Source organism: Streptomyces sp. NPDC001406, assembly GCF_042895285.1.
In the GTDB taxonomy this organism is placed as follows: Bacteria; Actinomycetota; Actinomycetes; order Streptomycetales; family Streptomycetaceae; genus Streptomyces.
In genome coordinates this window covers 160,554-177,438 of sequence record NZ_JBIAWG010000013.1, presented here as the reverse complement: position 1 = coordinate 177,438, position 16,885 = coordinate 160,554, and the positions used below count along the sequence as shown (strand labels likewise).

General features: G+C 71.6%; 18 protein-coding genes and 1 pseudogene. 4 read left to right on the top strand and 15 right to left on the bottom strand.

Annotated elements, in window-relative coordinates:
• Window positions 1-48 precede the first annotated feature (48 nt).
• Window positions 49-1,686 (bottom strand): FAD-binding oxidoreductase, encoded by a 1,638-nt coding sequence (locus ACFY1J_RS30365; protein ID WP_390711086.1) that lies wholly within the window; start codon window positions 1,684-1,686, stop codon window positions 49-51.
• Window positions 1,687-1,744: 58 nt separating this feature from the next.
• On the opposite strand from ACFY1J_RS30365, the gene ACFY1J_RS30360 reads away from it, so the two are divergent.
• Window positions 1,745-2,407: a TetR/AcrR family transcriptional regulator gene (locus ACFY1J_RS30360; protein WP_390711087.1), complete on the top strand. Its 663-nt coding sequence runs from the start codon at window positions 1,745-1,747 to the stop codon at window positions 2,405-2,407.
• Window positions 2,408-2,587: 180 nt separating this feature from the next.
• On the top strand, window positions 2,588-3,409 hold the full coding sequence (locus ACFY1J_RS30355) for an SDR family oxidoreductase (protein ID WP_390732323.1): 822 nt from the start codon (window positions 2,588-2,590) through the stop codon (window positions 3,407-3,409).
• A gap of 150 nt (window positions 3,410-3,559) precedes the next feature.
• Here the strand turns inward: ACFY1J_RS30355 and ACFY1J_RS30350 are convergent.
• The 8 genes and pseudogenes from ACFY1J_RS30350 to ACFY1J_RS30315 form a co-directional block, all read right to left on the bottom strand.
• A pseudogene (locus tag ACFY1J_RS30350) lies at window positions 3,560-3,772 on the bottom strand (cation:proton antiporter); the annotation flags it as partial.
• 215 nt (window positions 3,773-3,987) lie between these two features.
• The gene (locus ACFY1J_RS30345; RefSeq protein WP_390732322.1) at window positions 3,988-5,451 is read right to left on the bottom strand and encodes an NADH-quinone oxidoreductase subunit C; all 1,464 of its coding nucleotides are present in this window, start codon (window positions 5,449-5,451) and stop codon (window positions 3,988-3,990) included.
• A gap of 22 nt (window positions 5,452-5,473) precedes the next feature.
• Entirely contained in the window at window positions 5,474-7,057 is a 1,584-nt protein-coding gene (locus ACFY1J_RS30340) for a proton-conducting transporter membrane subunit (protein ID WP_390732321.1), read from the bottom strand.
• Window positions 7,057-7,749: a hypothetical protein gene (locus ACFY1J_RS30335; RefSeq protein ID WP_390711091.1), complete on the bottom strand. Its 693-nt coding sequence runs from the start codon at window positions 7,747-7,749 to the stop codon at window positions 7,057-7,059. The genes ACFY1J_RS30340 and ACFY1J_RS30335 overlap by 1 nt, the downstream gene beginning before the upstream one ends.
• Window positions 7,746-8,702 carry a respiratory chain complex I subunit 1 family protein gene (locus tag ACFY1J_RS30330; RefSeq protein ID WP_390711092.1) on the bottom strand — a complete coding sequence of 319 codons (957 nt, stop codon included), beginning with the start codon at window positions 8,700-8,702 and terminating at the stop codon, window positions 7,746-7,748. Before ACFY1J_RS30330 ends, ACFY1J_RS30335 begins: the two co-directional genes overlap by 4 nt.
• Window positions 8,703-8,712: 10 nt before the next feature.
• On the bottom strand, window positions 8,713-10,746 hold the full coding sequence (locus ACFY1J_RS30325; RefSeq protein WP_390732320.1) for a proton-conducting transporter membrane subunit: 2,034 nt from the start codon (window positions 10,744-10,746) through the stop codon (window positions 8,713-8,715).
• A complete protein-coding gene (locus ACFY1J_RS30320; protein WP_390711094.1) occupies window positions 10,743-11,225 on the bottom strand; it encodes an NADH-quinone oxidoreductase subunit B family protein in 483 nt (160 codons plus the stop codon). Before ACFY1J_RS30320 ends, ACFY1J_RS30325 begins: the two co-directional genes overlap by 4 nt.
• A 131-nt stretch (window positions 11,226-11,356) precedes the next feature.
• Entirely contained in the window at window positions 11,357-11,707 is a 351-nt protein-coding gene (locus tag ACFY1J_RS30315; RefSeq protein WP_390711244.1) for an ArsR/SmtB family transcription factor, read from the bottom strand.
• 212 nt (window positions 11,708-11,919) lie between these two features.
• Here ACFY1J_RS30315 and ACFY1J_RS30310 point away from each other — a divergent pair, with 212 nt between their 5' ends.
• Both ACFY1J_RS30310 and ACFY1J_RS30305 read left to right on the top strand, forming a co-directional pair.
• Complete coding sequence (locus ACFY1J_RS30310; protein ID WP_390711095.1) at window positions 11,920-12,105, top strand: hypothetical protein; 186 nt, start codon at window positions 11,920-11,922, stop codon at window positions 12,103-12,105.
• A 34-nt stretch (window positions 12,106-12,139) separates the two neighbouring features.
• Window positions 12,140-12,934, top strand: a complete 795-nt coding sequence (locus tag ACFY1J_RS30305) for a 2-phosphosulfolactate phosphatase (RefSeq protein ID WP_390711096.1) — start codon at window positions 12,140-12,142, stop codon at window positions 12,932-12,934.
• A gap of 10 nt (window positions 12,935-12,944) precedes the next feature.
• Here ACFY1J_RS30305 and ACFY1J_RS30300 read toward each other — a convergent pair whose 3' ends face one another.
• The 6 genes from ACFY1J_RS30300 to ACFY1J_RS30275 form a co-directional block, all read right to left on the bottom strand.
• Window positions 12,945-13,358, bottom strand: a complete 414-nt coding sequence (locus ACFY1J_RS30300; RefSeq protein WP_390732319.1) for an STAS domain-containing protein — start codon at window positions 13,356-13,358, stop codon at window positions 12,945-12,947.
• 50 nt (window positions 13,359-13,408) lie between these two features.
• Window positions 13,409-13,852, bottom strand: a complete 444-nt coding sequence (locus tag ACFY1J_RS30295; RefSeq protein WP_390711098.1) for an ATP-binding protein — start codon at window positions 13,850-13,852, stop codon at window positions 13,409-13,411.
• Window positions 13,853-13,855: 3 nt separating this feature from the next.
• Window positions 13,856-14,263, bottom strand: coding sequence for a pyridoxamine 5'-phosphate oxidase family protein (locus tag ACFY1J_RS30290; protein ID WP_390711099.1), 408 nt, complete (start codon window positions 14,261-14,263; stop codon window positions 13,856-13,858).
• Window positions 14,260-15,984, bottom strand: coding sequence for a SulP family inorganic anion transporter (locus ACFY1J_RS30285; RefSeq protein ID WP_390711100.1), 1,725 nt, complete (start codon window positions 15,982-15,984; stop codon window positions 14,260-14,262). The genes ACFY1J_RS30290 and ACFY1J_RS30285 overlap by 4 nt, the downstream gene beginning before the upstream one ends.
• The gene (locus ACFY1J_RS30280) at window positions 15,981-16,322 is read right to left on the bottom strand and encodes a metalloregulator ArsR/SmtB family transcription factor (protein ID WP_363296000.1); all 342 of its coding nucleotides are present in this window, start codon (window positions 16,320-16,322) and stop codon (window positions 15,981-15,983) included. The genes ACFY1J_RS30285 and ACFY1J_RS30280 overlap by 4 nt, the downstream gene beginning before the upstream one ends.
• Before the next feature lie 169 nt (window positions 16,323-16,491).
• Entirely contained in the window at window positions 16,492-16,848 is a 357-nt protein-coding gene (locus ACFY1J_RS30275; protein ID WP_390711101.1) for a zinc ribbon domain-containing protein YjdM, read from the bottom strand.
• Window positions 16,849-16,885: the final 37 nt, after the last annotated feature.

Below are 16,885 nucleotides of genomic sequence, written 5' to 3'. Positions count from 1 at the left end.
GAGCGTTTTGACCCGCCGCCCAGGGCGAGAACGGCCAACTGGCGGCTGTCACCGCCCGTCGGTTCCCACCCGCGGCAACGGGTCGAGAAGCACACCGGGGTTCAGGATTCCCGCCGGGTCGAGTGTCCGTTTCGCGGCACGAAGTGCGAGAGCGAACGGCTCCGGACGCTGGCGGTCGTAGCCCGGCCGGTGGTCACGGCCGACCGCGTGGTGGTGGGTGACGGTCGCACCGAGGTTGCCCAGGATCTCCATCGCGGCTGTTTTGATCCGGTCCCACATCGCGACTTCCTCACCGCGCCGCCCCGGTGCGATGACGGTGAAGTACGGCGCGGGCCCGTCCGGATAGACATGGGTGAAGCGACAGTTGATCGTGCCCTCGTGGCCCGTCACCTCTTTGACGACTTCGGCCAGTTGCCCGCGCACCGACTCGTACAACTGCGGGACACGGTCCCAGGTGCAGGCTGTTTCGAACGTCTCGGTGACCACGCTCATACGGGCGAGCGCATCACGGAGATACGGCATTCTCAGGAACGCCGAACGCCACGTGTGCGCCGCGGCGTCCGCGGAGCCCGGCACCGTCGGCGCGGGCGAGCCACCATGGTCGCGGGCCAGGGTGACGAGTTCCGCCAGGCGTCCCTCGACAGGGACATGGGCCGATTCCACGCCGAGGACGAGCGCGCTGTGGCCGTCCCGTGCGACACCGGCCAGGGCGGCCTCCCCGGGGTCGAGCAACCGGCAGTTGGCCGGGTGCAGACCCGACTGCGCGACGGCTCGCACGGCGTCCATGGCCTTGTGGACGTCATCGAACAGCACCGTGGCCGACGCCTTGTGACGCGGACGCTCCTGCAGCCGCATCCAGGCCTCGGTGATGACACCGAGTGTGCCCTCGGAGCCCAGGAACAGCCGGTCCGGGGACGGACCGGCTCCCGAACCGGGCAGGCGCAGCGACTGATTGACCCCGACGGGCGTCACCACGCGCAGCGACTCCACGAGGTCGTCGATGTGGGTGTACAGCGTGGCGTAGTGGCCGCCGGCCCGTGTCGCGAGCCAGCCACCCAGAGTGGAGAACTCGAAGCTCTGCGGGAAGTGGCGCAGAGTGAGTCCGTGCGGCCGCAGTTGGGCCTCCAGACCGGGGCCGAGCGCGCCGGCCTGGATCCGGGCGGCCCGGCTGACCCGGTCGATCTCCAGCACCTGGTCGAGGGAGGAGAGATCCAGGGACACCACACCGCGATGCCGGTCCGCGCGGTACTCGACGCCACCGACGACCGAACTGCCCGCGCCGTAGGGGACGACGGCCATGTGCGCGTTCGCCGCCCAGTCGAGGACGTCGATGATCTCCTGCTCGCTTCGGGGACGGGCGACCAGGTCGGGTGCTGTGGCGAGGTCGCCGTTCAGGGCGCGGATCACATCGCGGTACGCCTTGCCGTATGTGTGCGAGGCCCGGTCCCGGGGCGCGGACGACATCACGGGGGCGAGTGCGCCGGGCGGGTCGATGCGCACCTTCGGGAGTGCGAGCGCGGAGACATCGGGCACCGGCAGCGGGCTCTGTGCCGCACCGGGGACCAGCGCTCCGAGGGCGATGCAGTCCGCTTCGGGCAGTGCCTGGTCCGCAGCGCCCCAGCCCCACCAGGAGCGGAGCGGGGACGAGTCATGGGTGGTCGCGGGTGGTGCGCTTCGGTCGGCCATATGAATCGACCCCTCAGTAATTTACCGCTCGGTAATTTCCGTAACGTATAGTCCGCGCATGACGACTGCAAGGGCCTCGGCCGCGCCGGATCCGGTCGGCAGTTCGGAAGGGAGCCGAAGCCGCGGCGCCGGGACCAAGGGCGTCCCGCGGGCCCGGCGGGAGGAGCAGATCCTCGGCGCGGCCCTCGAGGAGTTCGGACGGCACGGACACGGCGCGGCGTCGATGGCCGAGATCGCCCGCCGCGTGGGCGTCACCAAGCCGATGCTCTACACCTACTTCGGCTCCAAGGACGGCCTGCATGTGGCCTGCCTCGACCACATCGGCCCCCTTCTCCTCGCAGCGATGCGCGGAGCCGTGGAGGCGAGCCCGCCCAAGGACCGGCTCCCCGTCACCGCACTCACAGCGGTCTTCGAGGCTCTGGAAGAGCGGCGGCACGCATGGTTCGTCCTCTACGACCGGACACTGCCGCACGATTCCGAACCATGGCGCGCAGCCCGACGTCACCGTGAGGCCATCGACGAACTGGCGATCTCGGGCACTGCCGCACTGCTGCACGACCAGGGCAACCTCGACCCCCTGGACGCGGACGCCCTCAAACATGTGTGGACGGGTACGGTCAGCGCGCTGGTCGGCTGGTGGGTCTCCCACCCCGAGCTGTCGGCACAGGACATGGGCGCGCGCTGCGAACGGCTGCTCTCCGCCATCCGGAACCACTTCTGAGACAGGCCTCCAAAGGGTTGATGGTCCGGCATTCCCGGGAGACATCTCGTTTGACATCCGACGCCTCCCGACAGGAATATATCTGCGTGACGCAGAGAATGTGTCGCGAAGATGCATGCGGCGGCATCGAAAGGCCCAGCCCCTCGCCGCCTACCGAACATCCTGAAAGGACTGGTCGAAATGACCGTTCTCGTCACCGGAAGCCGCGGCGCCGTCGCCCAGGCCCTCATCCGCCTGCTGCGCGAGCGCGGACTTCCCGTCCGGGCCGCCTCCCGCACACCGGACGGCCCGGACGTCGTTCACTGCGACCTGAGCGACCCGTCCACCTTCGCCACCGCCCTCAAAGGCACAACCTCGGTCTTCCTCTATGCCGAGCCGTCGCGGATCGAAGAGTTCACCGAGGAGGCCACAGCCGCGGGCGTCGAGCACGTCGTACTGCTGTCCTCCTCCGCCGTGCTCTCCCCGGACGCCGAGAGCAGCCCGGTCGCCAAGTCCCACCTCGACGTGGAGAAGGCGCTCGACGCCTCCTTCCTGCACACGACCGCACTGCGTCCCGGAACGTTCGCGGGCAACGCGCTCACCTGGAGCCGGAACCTGCGGTCGGGGCGGCCGATCAGCCTGCCCTGTCCCGGTTCCCACAGCGACCCGATTCACGAGGCCGATATCGCCGAGTCCGCCCTCGCCGTACTCACCGAACCCGCCCTGGGCGGACGCCCGTACACCCTGACCGGCCCGGAATCACTCACCTTCACCGAGCAGATCGGCATCCTGAGCCGGGTGACGGGCCGTTCCGTCCCCGTGCGGGCAGTGACCCGCGAGGAGTGGAAGCAGGAGACCGCCGGGCACATCCCGGCAGCGTTCGCCGACGCGCTGATGGACTGGTGGCAGTCCACCGACGGCCGCCCGGTCGAACTCACGGCGGCCGTGGAACAGTTGACCGGACATGAGGCCCGAACCTTCGAGATCTGGGCACGGGACCACGTCGGCGACTTCAGGGCGTAACCGGAAGAGATGGCCCTTCCGCCTCCCGGCTGCCCCTGCTCACACGGGGCCGACAGGACCCTGGTCCTGCACCGTCCCCGAGGCCGGTTCCACAGGGGACATCGCGGCCGGGCTCGGCCCTGACAGGGAGCGGCGCCGGCCGATTCAGGCGGCGACCGTTTCGGTGCAGCGGGCGGTGAACGGGCCCAGAACCACGAGAATCAGCACGTAGGCGGTGGCGAGCGGGCCGAGCCTGGGTTCGATGCCGGCGGTGACGGCGAGTCCGGCGATGACGATGGAGAACTCGCCACGGGCGACCAGGGTGCCACCTGCGCGCCAACGGCCCTTGGCCGAGATTCCGGCTCGCTTGGCCGCCCAGTAGCCGGCCCCGCCTGCCGGACATCCCGCCCTGGCGCAGGTTTCTGCCCCTCGCCCTTCTCCTGGCCGCGGCCGGAGCCAGCCTGCTGCGAGCCGTCGACATCCCCGGACCCGCCCGCCTGATCGCCTTCCCCTGCAACATCGCCGCCATCGCCCTGGCCGAACGAGAGATCCGCAAGCGCCGTGCCCGCGCCTCCGCGGCAGACTGAACCGCAGGCGGGCTACAGGTCGTTGCCCGCGTAGGACAGGTTGAAGCTCTTGTTGGTCAGGGGGAAGTCCGGGACGATCGTGTCCGCCAACGCGACCGGAAGCGCGGGCCAGTTGAAGAAGGACGGGTCGACCGGCTTGACCCGGGCAAGGGTGGCGTCCGGGGTGAGTTCGACCCGGGTGGCGATGGTGCCGCGCCAGCCCTCGACCAGGCCCACTCCGGTGCCGGGGCCCGCACCGGGGGGCGGCTGGGCGGCGAGCACCGCCCTGGGGGCGGTCAGTCCGTCGGCGAACTGCTCGATCAGGGCGAGAGAGGTCTCGATCTCCTCGGCGCGGACGAGGAAGCGGGCCAGGACGTCACCGCCGTCGTGGACGGGTACGCCGAACTGCGTGCCGTATGCGGTGAAGGGGTGCGCCACGCGGGCGTCGTCGGCGATGCCGCTGGCCCGGGCGACATAGCCGAGGCAGCCGATCTCACGGGCGGCGGCGGGGTGCAGGATGGCCGTTCCGGTGAAGCGGTCACGGACGGTGGAGTGGCCGAGGGCGAGGTCGGCGATCTCCCGGATGTCCTTGCCGATCGCCTTCAGCTGGGCTGGATCGGGCAGGGCGAGCAGGGCCGCGCCGCCGGGCACGACGCCGCCGCGCAGCAACCGGTGGCCGGTGATCTCCCGGTTGAGGCGCAGGAGTTGTTCGCGCACTCGCTGGGCATGGGCGTTGAGGATGCCGTGGCCGACGTCGTTGCAGAGCATGCCGAGGTCGGCGACGTGGTTGTGGATGCGCTCCAACTCCAGGAGCATCGCGCGGGCGCGCTGTGCCGCTTCCGGCACCTCGGTGCCGGTGGCCTCCTCGACGGCCAGGCAGTAGGCGAGCGAGTGGCCTACTGCCGTGTCGCCGCTGATGCGCTCGGCCAGCGGGAGGCCGGCGGCGATCGACCGGCCCTGGAAGAGTTTCTCGATGCCCTTGTGGACGAACCAGAGGCGGGCCTTGAGCTTGAGGATGGTCTCGCCGACGACGGAGAAGCGGAAGTGGCCGGGTTCGATCAGGCCGGCGTGCACGGGACCGACGGGGATCTCGTACACACCGTCGCCTTCGACCTCCAGGAAGGGGTACGGCCCTTCCTGTTCGCTGAAGGTCGGCGCCGGTCCGGCGTCGGGACGCATGGGGTACCAGCCGCGCGGCCAGTGGAAGTGGCGGACGAGACGGCGGGGCAGTGGATGGTCGCGGGGGACGATGCCGAACAGGTCGCGCATCTCGCGCTCGAACCGGCCTGCCGGGAAGGAAAGAGGGGCAAGCGTCGGGACTTCGGGGTGGTCGGGGTGGAGGCGGACGTGGAGTTCGGTGCGGGTGTCGGGCGGGCCGGAGGTGAACAGATACACCACGCGTGGCCCGGTCTCGTCGATGTGCGCGGAGACCAGGGCGAGTCGGTGGTTCTTGCTGAGCAACTCCTCGGCGTGCCGGGGCAGCGCGGAGGGGCTCACTTGGTACGTCGTACGCATCGCTTCAGTGGCCTCCGATCACTTGGGCGGCGGCGTCCAGCAGGTCGGTGAGCGGGCCGGTGGCCACGCCCAGGGCGGCGCAGGCGGCCAGGCCCAGCATCAGGGGCCCGACGGCGGACGGGTTCTCCTCGGCCGGAGTTCCCGGTCCGAGCAGCATCCGGGCCGTGCGGGTGGCGAGCGCGGCGAAGGCGACCAGCACGAACAGCAGGGCCGCCGCCATGGCCCAGCGCAGGCCCGCCCCCGCGGCGAAGCCGGCCCGGGCGATGCCCAGTTCGGAGGCGAAGAGACTGAACGGCGGGAAGGCCATCAGCGCCACCACCGCAAGCCCGAACGCTCCGGCCGTCCGGGGCACTTGGGCGATCAGCCCGCGCACGCGGCCGATCCGCGCCGTGCCCGTCACCTGCAGAATGCTTCCGGAGGCACAGAAGGCGACGGACTTGGCGAGCCCGTGGCCGGCGATGTGCAGGAGCGCGGCGGACAGGGCGAGCGGGCTGCCGATCGCCGCAGCCAGGGAGATCAGGCTCATGTGCTCCATGGACGAGTAGGCGAGCATCCGCTTGTAGTCGCGCTGAGCGAGCAGGAGTCCGGCTGCCAGGGCGAGGGTGAGCAGGGCGATCCCGGCGAGCAGGACGCGCGTGAAGTCCGGGCCGAGGGCCGCGTCCGCGATGACCCGGTAGCGCAGGACTGCCGCGAACGCCACTGACAGCAGGACCCCGGACATCAGTGCGGAGACCGGCGCCGGGGCCTGGCTGTGGGCGTCGGGCAGCCAGGCGTGCAGCGGGACCAGGCCGGCTTTGGCGCCGAAGCCGAGGACGACGAGCGTGATGCCGAGCCGGGTCACCGCCGGGTCGAGGCGATCGGCACGGGCGACGAGGGTGGGCCAGTCGAGCGCCCATGCCTCGGCGATGCCCGCCTGTCTGGCCGCGTAGTAGATCAGCACGGTGCCGAGGAACGCGAGCGCGATGCCGGCCGAGCAGATCACCACGTACTTCCAGGCGGCCTCCACGGAGGCACGGGTGTGGCGGTGGCCGACGAGGAAGGCGGTGACGATGGTGGTGGCCTCGACCGCGACCCACAGCACGCCGAGGTTCGCGGTGACGAGGGCCAGGCACATCGCGGCCAGGAACGCCTGCACGAGAACGTGGTAGCGCCACGCGGCCTCGTCACTCGTCCGTCCGGCGGCCCGCTCGCCTCTCAGATACGCGGGGGCGGAACCGCAGGCGATCAGTGCGACGGCTCCGACCACCAGCAGCATCCACGCGGTCAGCGCGTCCGCGCGCAGCAGACCGGAGTACGCCGACCTCGGTCCTTCCCCGACGACGTCCGCCGCGAGCACGCTGCCGCACGCGAGGATCACGGCGGGCGAGACGAGCCCGACCCGGTCCAGCGGGTGGCGCTTCGAGGCCTTGTCGGGCCGCGGTGCCTGCGCGACCAGTACGGTGCCCCGTGCGGATGCTCGTTGCAGGGTTGCGGGGAGTGCCGGGGAGCTCGAGCGGATGCGCAGACCGGCAAGTGCGTACGCGCCGGCGACGGCCAGTGGCACGGTGGCGGGCGCGGTGAGGAGCAGCGCGGAAGCAGTAGGGCTCATCAGTCGTGCAGCTCCCGCAGGTCGTCGATGTCGGTGGTGCCGAACGCCGCCCGCATCCTGGTGGTGAGGATCTGCAGCACCAGCACCGCCAGGAGTACGTCGAAGGAGACGCCGAGTTCGACGATCAGCGGCACCCCGGAGGTGGCCAGGAACGCCGTGGCGGTGATGCCGTTGTCCAGCAGCAGGAACCCGACCACCTGGGCGAGCGCCCGGCGCCGCGTGACCAGGACGAAGAAGCCGATCAGGACGACGGCGAGGCCGACCGGCAGGGCGCGGGTGGCGGGTGTCGGGTTCAGCTCGGTCAGCGGTCGGGCCACCGCGTAGGCCAGCAGTGTCAGCAGGGCGGCGGTCAACAGGGAGGCGGCGACGTTGACGAGGGGCTGTGTCTCGCGTGTCTCCGCTCCCCCGTCACCGTGCCACCGCCGGTCCTGGGTGAGCGCGGCCAGGGCGCGCCGCATGAGATACGGCAGGAGGCCCGCCCGGAGGGCGCCGATGCCGAGTCCCACGGCGATCAGGTCCCAGCGTTCCTCGTGCGCGCCGAGCAGGACGGCGATCGCGGCGAGCGCGATGCCCTGCAGAGCGAAGACGCGGACGATCGAGGCCAGTTCGCGTCGCCACAGCACGATCACGGCGGCCAGCAGGAAGGCGCCGCAGGCCAGATCGAGGAGCTGGGTGTAGAGGCTGCTGCTCATGACGCTCCGCTCAGGAAGTACGAGACGGTCACCGCGAGCAGGGCCAGCAGGAAGGAGCCGGCGAGCAGTTCGGGCACGCGGAACAGCCGGACCTTGGCCCAGAACACCTCGGCCGCCGCGAGCACCCCGCCCAGCACACAGACCTTCACCGCGAACAGCACCAGCGCCACGGCGAGGGCCGCCCAGGAGGCGTGGGTAGCGATGCCCCAGGGCACGAACAGGGCGGAGAGCAGGCCGAGCAGCAGGGTGAGCCGCATCTGGGCGCCGAGTTCGACCAGCGCCAGGTCCGGACCGGCGTACTCCAGCACCATCGCCTCGTGGATCATGGTCAGTTCGAGGTGGGTGGAGGGGTTGTCCACCGGGATCCGCCCGGTCTCGGCGAGCACGGCGACCGCGAGGGCGGCCGTGGCCAGCAGCCCGGCCGGGGAGGCGAGGCGGGCCGGTTCATGGACCGCGCCGGTGACGATGGCGGGGATGTTGGTCGTCCCGGCCGGTATCGACAGGGCGAACACCGAGAGCAGGAGGGTCGGCTCGACCAGTGCGGCGACGGTCATTTCCCGGGAGGCGCCCATCCCGCCGAAGGCGGTGCCGGTGTCCAGCCCGGCCAGGGCGAGGGCCATGGTGCCCAGCGCGATCAGTGCCACCACCAGGATGAGGTCCGCGTGGGAGCTGACCGGGGTGTCGGTGGACAGCAGCGGTACGAGGGCGGTGGCCACGACGGTGGTGGCGACCAGCAGCGCGGGGGCCGCACGGAAGGCGGGCCCGGTCCCCACGGGGGTGATGGGCTCCTTGCGCAGCAGCTTGCGGGCGTCCCGCCAGGGCTGGAGCACCCCCGCACCGGCCCGGCCCTCCAGGCGGGCCCGCACCTGCCGCATCCACCCGGTCACCAGGGGCGCCCCGGCGCCGACCACGACGATCTGACCGGCCACGGCAGCGTATCCGACAGCACTCATCTGTTCGCTCTCACCAGCCCACCACCAACGCCACCAGCAGGACGACCAGGCCGGCGAAGCCATAGCCGAGATAGAGGTGGACACTGCCGCTCGCCAGGCGCCGGGCTGCCTGTCCGGTGCCCGCCAGGGCGGACAACACTGGTTCGTACAGCCGGTGTTCGATCCGGTCGGGCACCCGGCGCTGGAACCGCACCCGCTCCACCAGGTAAGTCGACTCGCGCACCGGCGTGACGTTCAGGTCCTGCTCGGGGGCGAGGACGTCGTCGAAGACCCGCTGCAGCGGTTCGGCGAACGAGGTCGCGGTGTATGCCATGCGCGCCGTCGGCGCCCCGCCACCGCAGTCCCACAACCGGGCGTTCACCCGGCGCCGACGGCGTCCGTAGAGCCGGGGCAGTCCCGCGGCCAGCATGAGTGCGGCGCCGAGGGCGGCCACGACCCACACCGGTGACAGGGAAGCGGAGATGTCGGCGAGCCGCACCCGCACTCCGCCGCCCGACACCGCGCCGGTGCCCGGCAGCCCGACCGCGCTCACGGCCCGGTCGAGGCCGTCGCCCAGCAGCCCCGGCACCAGCGCGAGCGTCACGCACGCGGCAGCGAGCAGTCCCATCCCGGCGATCATCAGGGGCGGCGCCTCCCGCGCGTCCTGCGCCGACGAGCTGCGCGGCCGGGCGAAGAAGCCCACTCCGAGCGCCTTGACGAACGCGACGGCAGCGACGCCGGCCGACAGTGCGATCAGCGCCACCGACAGGGGCAGCACGACCGCCACCGCAACGCCCGGGACCTGCAGTCCGTGGATCAGGGATTGCAGCAGCAGCCACTCACTGATGAACCCGTTGCCGGGCGGCAGCGCCATCGCTCCGAGTGCGGCCAGCGCGAACAGTCCGGCGGTGGCCGGCATCCGCGAGCGCAGACCGCCCAGCTGGTCGAGGTCCCGCCGGCCGGTGGCGCGCAGCACGGATCCGGCCGCACAGAACAACAGGGCCTTGAACGCCGCATGGTTGACCACGTGCAGCAGCGCCGCCGCCAGCGCCAGCGCGGCCAGCGGCTGATTGCCGTAGGCGGCGAACAGCCCGCAAGCCCCGACTCCGATCAGGACCAGGCCCATGTTCTCGCTCGTCGAGTACGCCAGCAGCACCTTCAGATCGGAGGCGATCGCCGCCTGCAGGATCCCGTACACCGCGCTGGCCCCGCCGACCGCCATCACTGCCAGCCACCACCAGGCCGGACCGCCGCCGAGCAGGTCGAGGCCGGTGCGGACGAGGCCGTAGACGCCGAGATTGACCATGGCTGCGCTCATGAGCGCCGAGACGGGGCTGGGTGCTTCGGGATGGGCCCGGGGCAGCCAGGCGTGCAGCGGCAACGCGCCCGCCTTCGACGTGAACGCCAGTCCGACCAGCACGAAGACCAGCCCTCGCATCGCCGGCGACACGGCGTGTGCGCCCGCTCGCAGTGCGGTGAAGGTCTCGCCGCCCGCCTCGGCGGCGAACAGCGCGAGTCCGGCGAGCAGCAGCACCAGGCCGAGGTGTGTCATCACCGCGTACCAGACGGCGGCCTGCCGCACCGAGGCCCGCTCGCGGTGTTCGGCGAGGACCAGCACCAGCGAGGCGACCGCCATCAGCTCCCACAGCAGCAGGAACGTGGACACCGACGCGGCCACGGGCACCAGCACCAGGGTGAGCGCGAACAGCGGCAGCACCGCCTGCGCCGTCCGCGAGCCGAGTCCGTGCGGACCGTGCCCGGCCGCGTAGCCGATGCCGTACACCGCGACCGCGGCCACGACGGCCCCCGCCACCGCCATGAACAGGCCCGCCAGCGCATCCACCGCCGCATACGACCCGGCCAGCGGCAGCAGCCCGGGAAAGACGGCCGACCAGCGGCTTCCGCCCAGGGCAGCCACACCCGCCGTACCGCCACCGACCCCCACGCCCGCGGTCAGCACTCCCACGACCGGCACGCGCAGCCGATACGGCAGCCCGAACCCGGCCAGCGCGCCCGTGCCGCCCAGTGCCGTGGCCGTCGCCAGGGCGGCCGGGATCACGCTCACCGGCCCGTCACTCTGCGCAGCGCCGCCACGATCTCGCCCGGCTCCGGCGGGCACCCGGGCACGGCAAGGTCCACCGGTACGACATCGGCGACGGCGCCCTCGACGCCGTACCCGCCCGCGAACTCCCCGCAGTTGATCGCGCAGTCCCCCACCGCGATCGTCAGCCGCGGCTCGCCCATCGCGGCCACCGTGCGCCGCAGCGGCTCTGCCATGTTCCGGGTCACGGGCCCGGTCACCAGCGCCACGTCCGCGTGCCGGGGCGAGGCCACCAGCCGGGCCCCGTAGCGCTCGGCGTCGTACACCGGGTTGAAGGCCGCGGCGATCTCGATCTCGCAGCCGTTGCAGGAGCCCGCGTCCACGCACCGCACCTGCACCGATCCGCCGAACGCCGTTGCCTGGTCCGGGACTTCACCCTCCGGGGGCGGCGGTGCGGGCTCGGCCACCCGACCGGTGGTGCGGATCTTGCGCAACAGGCCCATGAGCCCCTCCCTGACACGGTGAGGACTTGTCTGCGAGTGACCAACGCGCCATCCCGCGAGTGAAGTTACGGTACTTTGCCGTGGTTTTGCGTCCTTGGTCGAACTCGTACGGGTTCGGGAGGAGGCCGTGGTTACGGCGGCGGCTTTCCTTCGCCCTGCGCGGCCTGCAGATGGGCGAGGAGTTCGGCCTGGTCGGCCAGCACTCCGGACAGGATCGTGCGGGCCACTCGAAGCAGGTCGGCAACGTGCGGGCTGGCCAGCGAGTAGTAGACGCTCAAGCCCTCCTTGCGGGTCCTGACCAGGTTCGCTCGCCGCAGCACGGCCAGTTGCTGGGAGAGATGGGCGGGCTCGATGCCCACTTCGGGAAGCATCTCCGACACCGCGTGCTCGCGCTCACTCAGCAGCTCCAGGACACGGATACGGGCCGGGTGGCCGAGGGTTTTGAAGAACTCGGCCTTGAGCTGATACAGCGGCGTACTCACCGTGCCGTCACCTCCCCGGTGCAGCAGCACGGCCCCGTCGGCCGGGCCTCGGCGCATCCCATCCACCCATTCGTCAACAACATGCGGCCCATCCTCGCGTGCGCCCCCGGCCGGGCCGAACCCACACTGAGCAGGAGAGCCACAACCCAGCGGTGACGACCTCAGCAATTGCTAAGATTAGCAACTACTGAGGTCGTATGAGAGAGGTTTGCGTGAGGATCACCCCGCTGCGCGGCGCCGGCGTCATCTGGCACAAGTGCCCCGCCTGCCGTCTCGAGTGCCGACCCGCCGCCCTGGCCCCGGGCGGCTCCTGCCCCCGCTGCGGCCACGCCCGGCTGCTGAAGCTGTCCCTGGGTGGCCACCCCGGTCGGCCGGCCGCCCACCGCAACGGCGACTGAACCACGCACGGCGGGTCGGCCAGGGAGGGGCACGATGGGTGACTGGGACATCCAGTGCGGCACCGCAGTCCGCTTCGAATGGGGACCCGCAGGCGCACGTCGTCTCGCCGCCGAGGCCGCATGCCTGGTCGCCGTCGACGTACTCTCGTTCACCACCGCGGTGAGCGTCGCCGTGGAGAAGGGAATTCGTGTCCTGCCCTTCTGGTGGCCGGACGGGCCGGCGACCGAGGTGGAACGGACCGGCGCCGCGCAGGCCGCCGCCGCGTACGCCCGCCAGTCCGGCGCCAGGCTGGCCGCCCACCGCCACACCGTCACCCCCGAGACGCCGTGGTCCCTGTCCCCCGCCCATCTGCGCGCCGCCCCCTTCGTGGCCCGCCTGGTGCTGCCGTCGCCGAACGGCGCGTCCATCGCGGCCGCAGCACCACGCGGCGTGCGGGTGATAGCCGCCTGTCTGCGCAATGTCACCGCGGTCAGCAGCTGGCTCGTCACCCGCGGCTACGGCACCCCCGAGCATCCGATCGCCGTGATCGCCGCGGGCGAGCGGTGGCCGGACGGGAGCCTGCGTCCCGCCCTGGAAGACCTGCTGGGCGCCGGGGCCCTCATCTCCGAGCTCTGCTCCCAGGGTGCGGGCCCGCTCTCCGCGGAGGCCGCCGCCGCGAAGGCAGGCTACGAGGGCACCGCCGACCTTGCCCACGCGGTCGGCACCGGCGCGTCCGGTCGCCGGCTGGCCGCCATGGGATTCGTCGAGGACGTGGCCATCGCCACCGAGGAAGATATCTGCACCGTCGTGCCCGTACGGGACGGCGACGGCGCATTCGCCCGGGGCTGAGCCGGAGAGGTCACTCGCCTGCCTGTTTTCCGGCCGGCCATCCGGTGGTGCGCCACTCGTGTCGCCCCTCCACTTGTTCCGCGCGCTCCGGGCCGTGAACCGCCAGCGCGGCGGCCAGGTCGGTGTGGACCGGGATCGGCGGGCCGTCCCCGGTGGGGACGAGCGACCCGTCGGCTGGAATCGCGGCCAGCTCCAGGTTGCGGCCCGCGTCCTTGAGGCGCCGGGCGGCCTCGGTGATCGCCAGCTGTCCCTCGGCCGACCAGCTGCGCAGCTCGGTCAGGTCGACGACGACCGGGCCGGTGCCGCGCGCCAGCGCCCAGCCGACCGCGCCGGTGAAGCGCCGGACGGCGTCGGGGCCCAGGTATCCGGCGACGGACAGGATGCCGAAGTTGTCCTCGACGGTGTAGCGCCAGTCGATGGTCATGGTGGTGAACTTCCTTGCGCGGGTGGGCAGTCGAGGTCTGCTGTCCGGGGTCAGAGGGGGAGGGTGATCCAGATGCTCTTGCCGCCGCCGTCGGCATCCGCGCGGACCACCGCGGTGCCGCCCAGGGCGAGCGTGAGCTCCATGACGGTCGCCAGACCGCCGGTGCCCGTTCCGGTCCCGGTGCCCGTTCCGGTGACCGATCCGTACAACGGGGGCTGGTACGGGTGGCGGTCGTGGACGGCCAGGGCCAGGCAGTCCTGGCCCGCCGCGTAGATCACCGTCAACTGCGGGGAAACCAGGGCGGCGTGCCGCACGCTGTTGGTGACCAGCTCGGCGAGGATCAGCAGGGCCGGGTCCACCGTGGGGTGACGCAGCCCGATCCCCCACTCGACCAGCGCCTGCTCAGCGGTCTCGCGGGCCATGCGTACGGCGGACGGTTCGGCGGGCAGGGTGAGCACGTGCCGGTAAGGCAGTGCTTCCAGCTGTGTCGACATCACTCACGCCTCCCCGCGGGCGAGACGGAAGCCCGTGACCGTCTTGGGGTGCAGGCGCAGCAGGGTGTCATGCGGGCCGTGTGCCCAGCCGGACAGACTGCGCCGGTAGTGGGCGGCCTCATCGGGGTCCGTGACCACTTCGGCCGCTCCGGAGACGGTGACCGTCCAGCCGGTGCCGGACACGGCGCGGACGTCGTCCACCTGGTACGTCGCCGCCGTCGACACCGCCGCGGCGGGGACCGGGGCACGGACGACCAGGCGGCCGTACTCCCATACGTGCCGAGCCGGCCGGATCACGGTCAGGTCCCGCTGCGCATACACCAGCCGCCCCAGACTGCTGCCTTCCAGCAGCCACAGGGCCTCCGCACCGGAGACCTCGACCATACGTAGGTTTGCGGGAAGAGTGCTCATCGCAGGGCTTCCTCGCTGGGGGTTCGGGGGTTCGGCACGGGAAGGACGGGCAGGACGCCGGAGCACTCCAGGTGGTCACGGGCGGCCCGGATCGCGTCGGGGGTGGAGGCGTACTCGCGGCCCTCGGCGCTCAGCGACTCCAGCGCCCCGACGGAGTCGAGGACCTGGCGCTGCCCGGGTCGTATGCCCGACACCAGGACGACGATGCCGCGGCGGTGCAGCTTCTCCACCGCGTCCTTGAGGACCAGGGCGCCGGTGGCGTCCATGGTGGAGATCCGGGACATGCGCAGGATGACGACGCGGACGTCGGCGACCTCGGTCAGCTCCAGCAGAAAGCGGTGGGCGGCGGCGAAGAACAGCGGGCCGTCGATGCGGTACGCCACGATGTGCTCGGCCAGGAGCGCGTGCTCCTCGGCACTGTGGTCGCCCCGGTCGAGCGGCACCTGATCGAAGCGCGCCTGCTTGGCCACCGCACGCAGGGCGAGGGCGCCGGCCACGACGAGGCCGATGATCACGGCATACACGAGGTCCAGGGCCAGCGTCGCCACGGCGGTCAGGACAAGGATGAGAGCGTCGGAGCGGGTCGCCTTCGCCATGGCCCTCAGTGAGCCGACCTCGACCATGCGGATCGCGGTGGCCAGCAGGACACCGGCGAGCGCGGCCAGCGGGATCCGGGAGACGAGAGGCGCCGCCGCGAAGACGATCACGGCGAGAACGGCTGCGTGGGTGAGGGAGGCGAGGCGGGAGCCCGCGCCCGTGCGGACGTTGACCGCGGTGCGCGCGATGGCGCCGGTCGCGGGCACGCCCCCGAACAGCGGGGCGGCGATGTTGGCCAGTCCTTGCCCGAACAGCTCCCGGTCCGGGTCGTGCTTCTGCCCCACCGTCATGCCGTCCGCGACCGAGGCGGACAACAGGGACTCCAGGGCGGCGAGCGCCGCGACCGCCACGGCGGGAGCGAACAGGGTCCCCACCGAGCCGAGGTCGAGGAAGGACAAGGACGGCACCGGCAGTCCCGCCGGAAGGTCACCGATCGGCTTCGCCGCGTCCAGGTGGGCCAGCTGTGCCACGATCGTCGCCGCGATCACGGCGACGATCGAGAACGGCACGGTCGGCCGCCACCGGGCACCGAGCAGCATGACCGCGGCCACCGCGACGGCGAAGCCGACCGCGGTCCAGTTCGGAGCCTTCGCGAACTCCTCCACCGCCCGCCAGGTCACCACCAGCACCCGGTCGCCCTCCGGCTTGGGCACACCCAGCGCGTTCGGGATCTGCTGCAGGCCTATCACGCAGGCGATCCCGAGGGTGAAGCCTTCGACCACCGGGGCGGGCACGTACTGCATGTACTTCCCGGCCCGCAGCACCGCCAGGCCGACGAGCAGCACGCCCGCCATCAGCCCGACGGTCAGCACTCCGCCCGGCCCGTACTCACCGACGATCGGCACCAGCACGACCGTCATGGCACCGGTCGGGCCGGAGACCTGCAGGTTGGATCCGCCGAACACGGCGGCGAGCGCCCCCGCGACCACGGCGGTCGCCAGGCCCGCCTCGGCGCCCAGCCCGGAGGAGACGCCGAAGCCGAGCGCGAGGGGCAGCGCGACGATCGCCACGGTCAGACCGGCGAGCAGGTCCCGGCGCGGGTCGCGCCGGATCTCCGCGAGGTCGGAGCGGTTCGGCAGCAACACCATGATCCGGGCCCACGCCCGGCCGAATGCCGAGGTCACTGCGCGACGACCTCGGCTTCCCGCAGCTCGGCCAGCAGCTCGCTCCGGCCCGCCAGCATCTCGGTGAGGATCCGCCGCGCGGCCTTCATGAGATCGGCGACATCGCCGCCGGCCAGCTCGTAGACGACCGTCGAGCCCTCGCGCGTCGAGGTGACGATGCCCGAGCGGCGCAGCACGGCCAGCTGCTGCGACAGGCCCGAAGCCTCGACCTCGATCGCGGCCAGCAGGTCCCGTACCGGCATCGGTCCGTCCTGCAGCAGCTCCAGTACTCGTATCCGCACGGGATGCCCCAGCATCCGGAAGAACTCGGCCTTGGCCTGGTACAGCGGAACGGACACGACTCCTCGGCTTCCCTACGAGACCCCACTGCGGGGGCAGACGCGAAACGCTGCGCCCGCGGCTACCTGCGGACACAGCAAAGACAGCATCTAACTAATTGCGAACTTTTGCAATTCCGCATCCTGTGACGCCCCGGGTGAACCTTCCAGGGACCCCCGCTCGGGAGGGTCAGGCCTTCTTGACCACGCTCGACTTGAGCTGCATCGCTCCGAAACCGTCGACCTTGCAGTCGATGTCGTGGCCGTCGACCCCGTCGACCAGCCGGATGTTGCGCACCTTGGTCCCGGCCTTGATCCCGGACGGGCTGCCCTTGACCTTGAGCGCCTTCACCACCACCACGGTGTCGCCGTCCTGGAGCACATTGCCGACGGCGTCCTTGACGACGCGCTCCCCGGCGAGGTCGCCCTCGGCACCGGCCTCGGCGGGAACCCATTCGTGGCCGCACTCGGGGCACACCACCAGGGCGTTCATCTCGTAGGTGTACTCGCACGAGCACTTCGGACAGGGGGGAAGATTCTCGATCATCCCTCCAGCGTATCCGCCCTGGTACCTCGGTCATTCC

Coding starts and splice junctions, on each gene's coding strand:
- ACFY1J_RS30365 (WP_390711086.1), bottom strand. CDS start 1,686: ATGGCCGACCGAAGCGCACCACCCGCGACCACCCATGACTCGTCCCCG.
- ACFY1J_RS30360 (WP_390711087.1), top strand. CDS start 1,745: ATGACGACTGCAAGGGCCTCGGCCGCGCCGGATCCGGTCGGCAGTTCG.
- ACFY1J_RS30355 (WP_390732323.1), top strand. CDS start 2,588: ATGACCGTTCTCGTCACCGGAAGCCGCGGCGCCGTCGCCCAGGCCCTC.
- ACFY1J_RS30340 (WP_390732321.1), bottom strand. CDS start 7,057: ATGAGCCCTACTGCTTCCGCGCTGCTCCTCACCGCGCCCGCCACCGTG.
- ACFY1J_RS30335 (WP_390711091.1), bottom strand. CDS start 7,749: ATGAGCAGCAGCCTCTACACCCAGCTCCTCGATCTGGCCTGCGGCGCC.
- ACFY1J_RS30330 (WP_390711092.1), bottom strand. CDS start 8,702: ATGAGTGCTGTCGGATACGCTGCCGTGGCCGGTCAGATCGTCGTGGTC.
- ACFY1J_RS30320 (WP_390711094.1), bottom strand. CDS start 11,225: ATGGGCCTGTTGCGCAAGATCCGCACCACCGGTCGGGTGGCCGAGCCC.
- ACFY1J_RS30305 (WP_390711096.1), top strand. CDS start 12,140: ATGGGTGACTGGGACATCCAGTGCGGCACCGCAGTCCGCTTCGAATGG.
- ACFY1J_RS30300 (WP_390732319.1), bottom strand. CDS start 13,358: ATGACCATCGACTGGCGCTACACCGTCGAGGACAACTTCGGCATCCTG.
- ACFY1J_RS30295 (WP_390711098.1), bottom strand. CDS start 13,852: ATGTCGACACAGCTGGAAGCACTGCCTTACCGGCACGTGCTCACCCTG.
- ACFY1J_RS30290 (WP_390711099.1), bottom strand. CDS start 14,263: ATGAGCACTCTTCCCGCAAACCTACGTATGGTCGAGGTCTCCGGTGCG.
- ACFY1J_RS30275 (WP_390711101.1), bottom strand. CDS start 16,848: ATGATCGAGAATCTTCCCCCCTGTCCGAAGTGCTCGTGCGAGTACACC.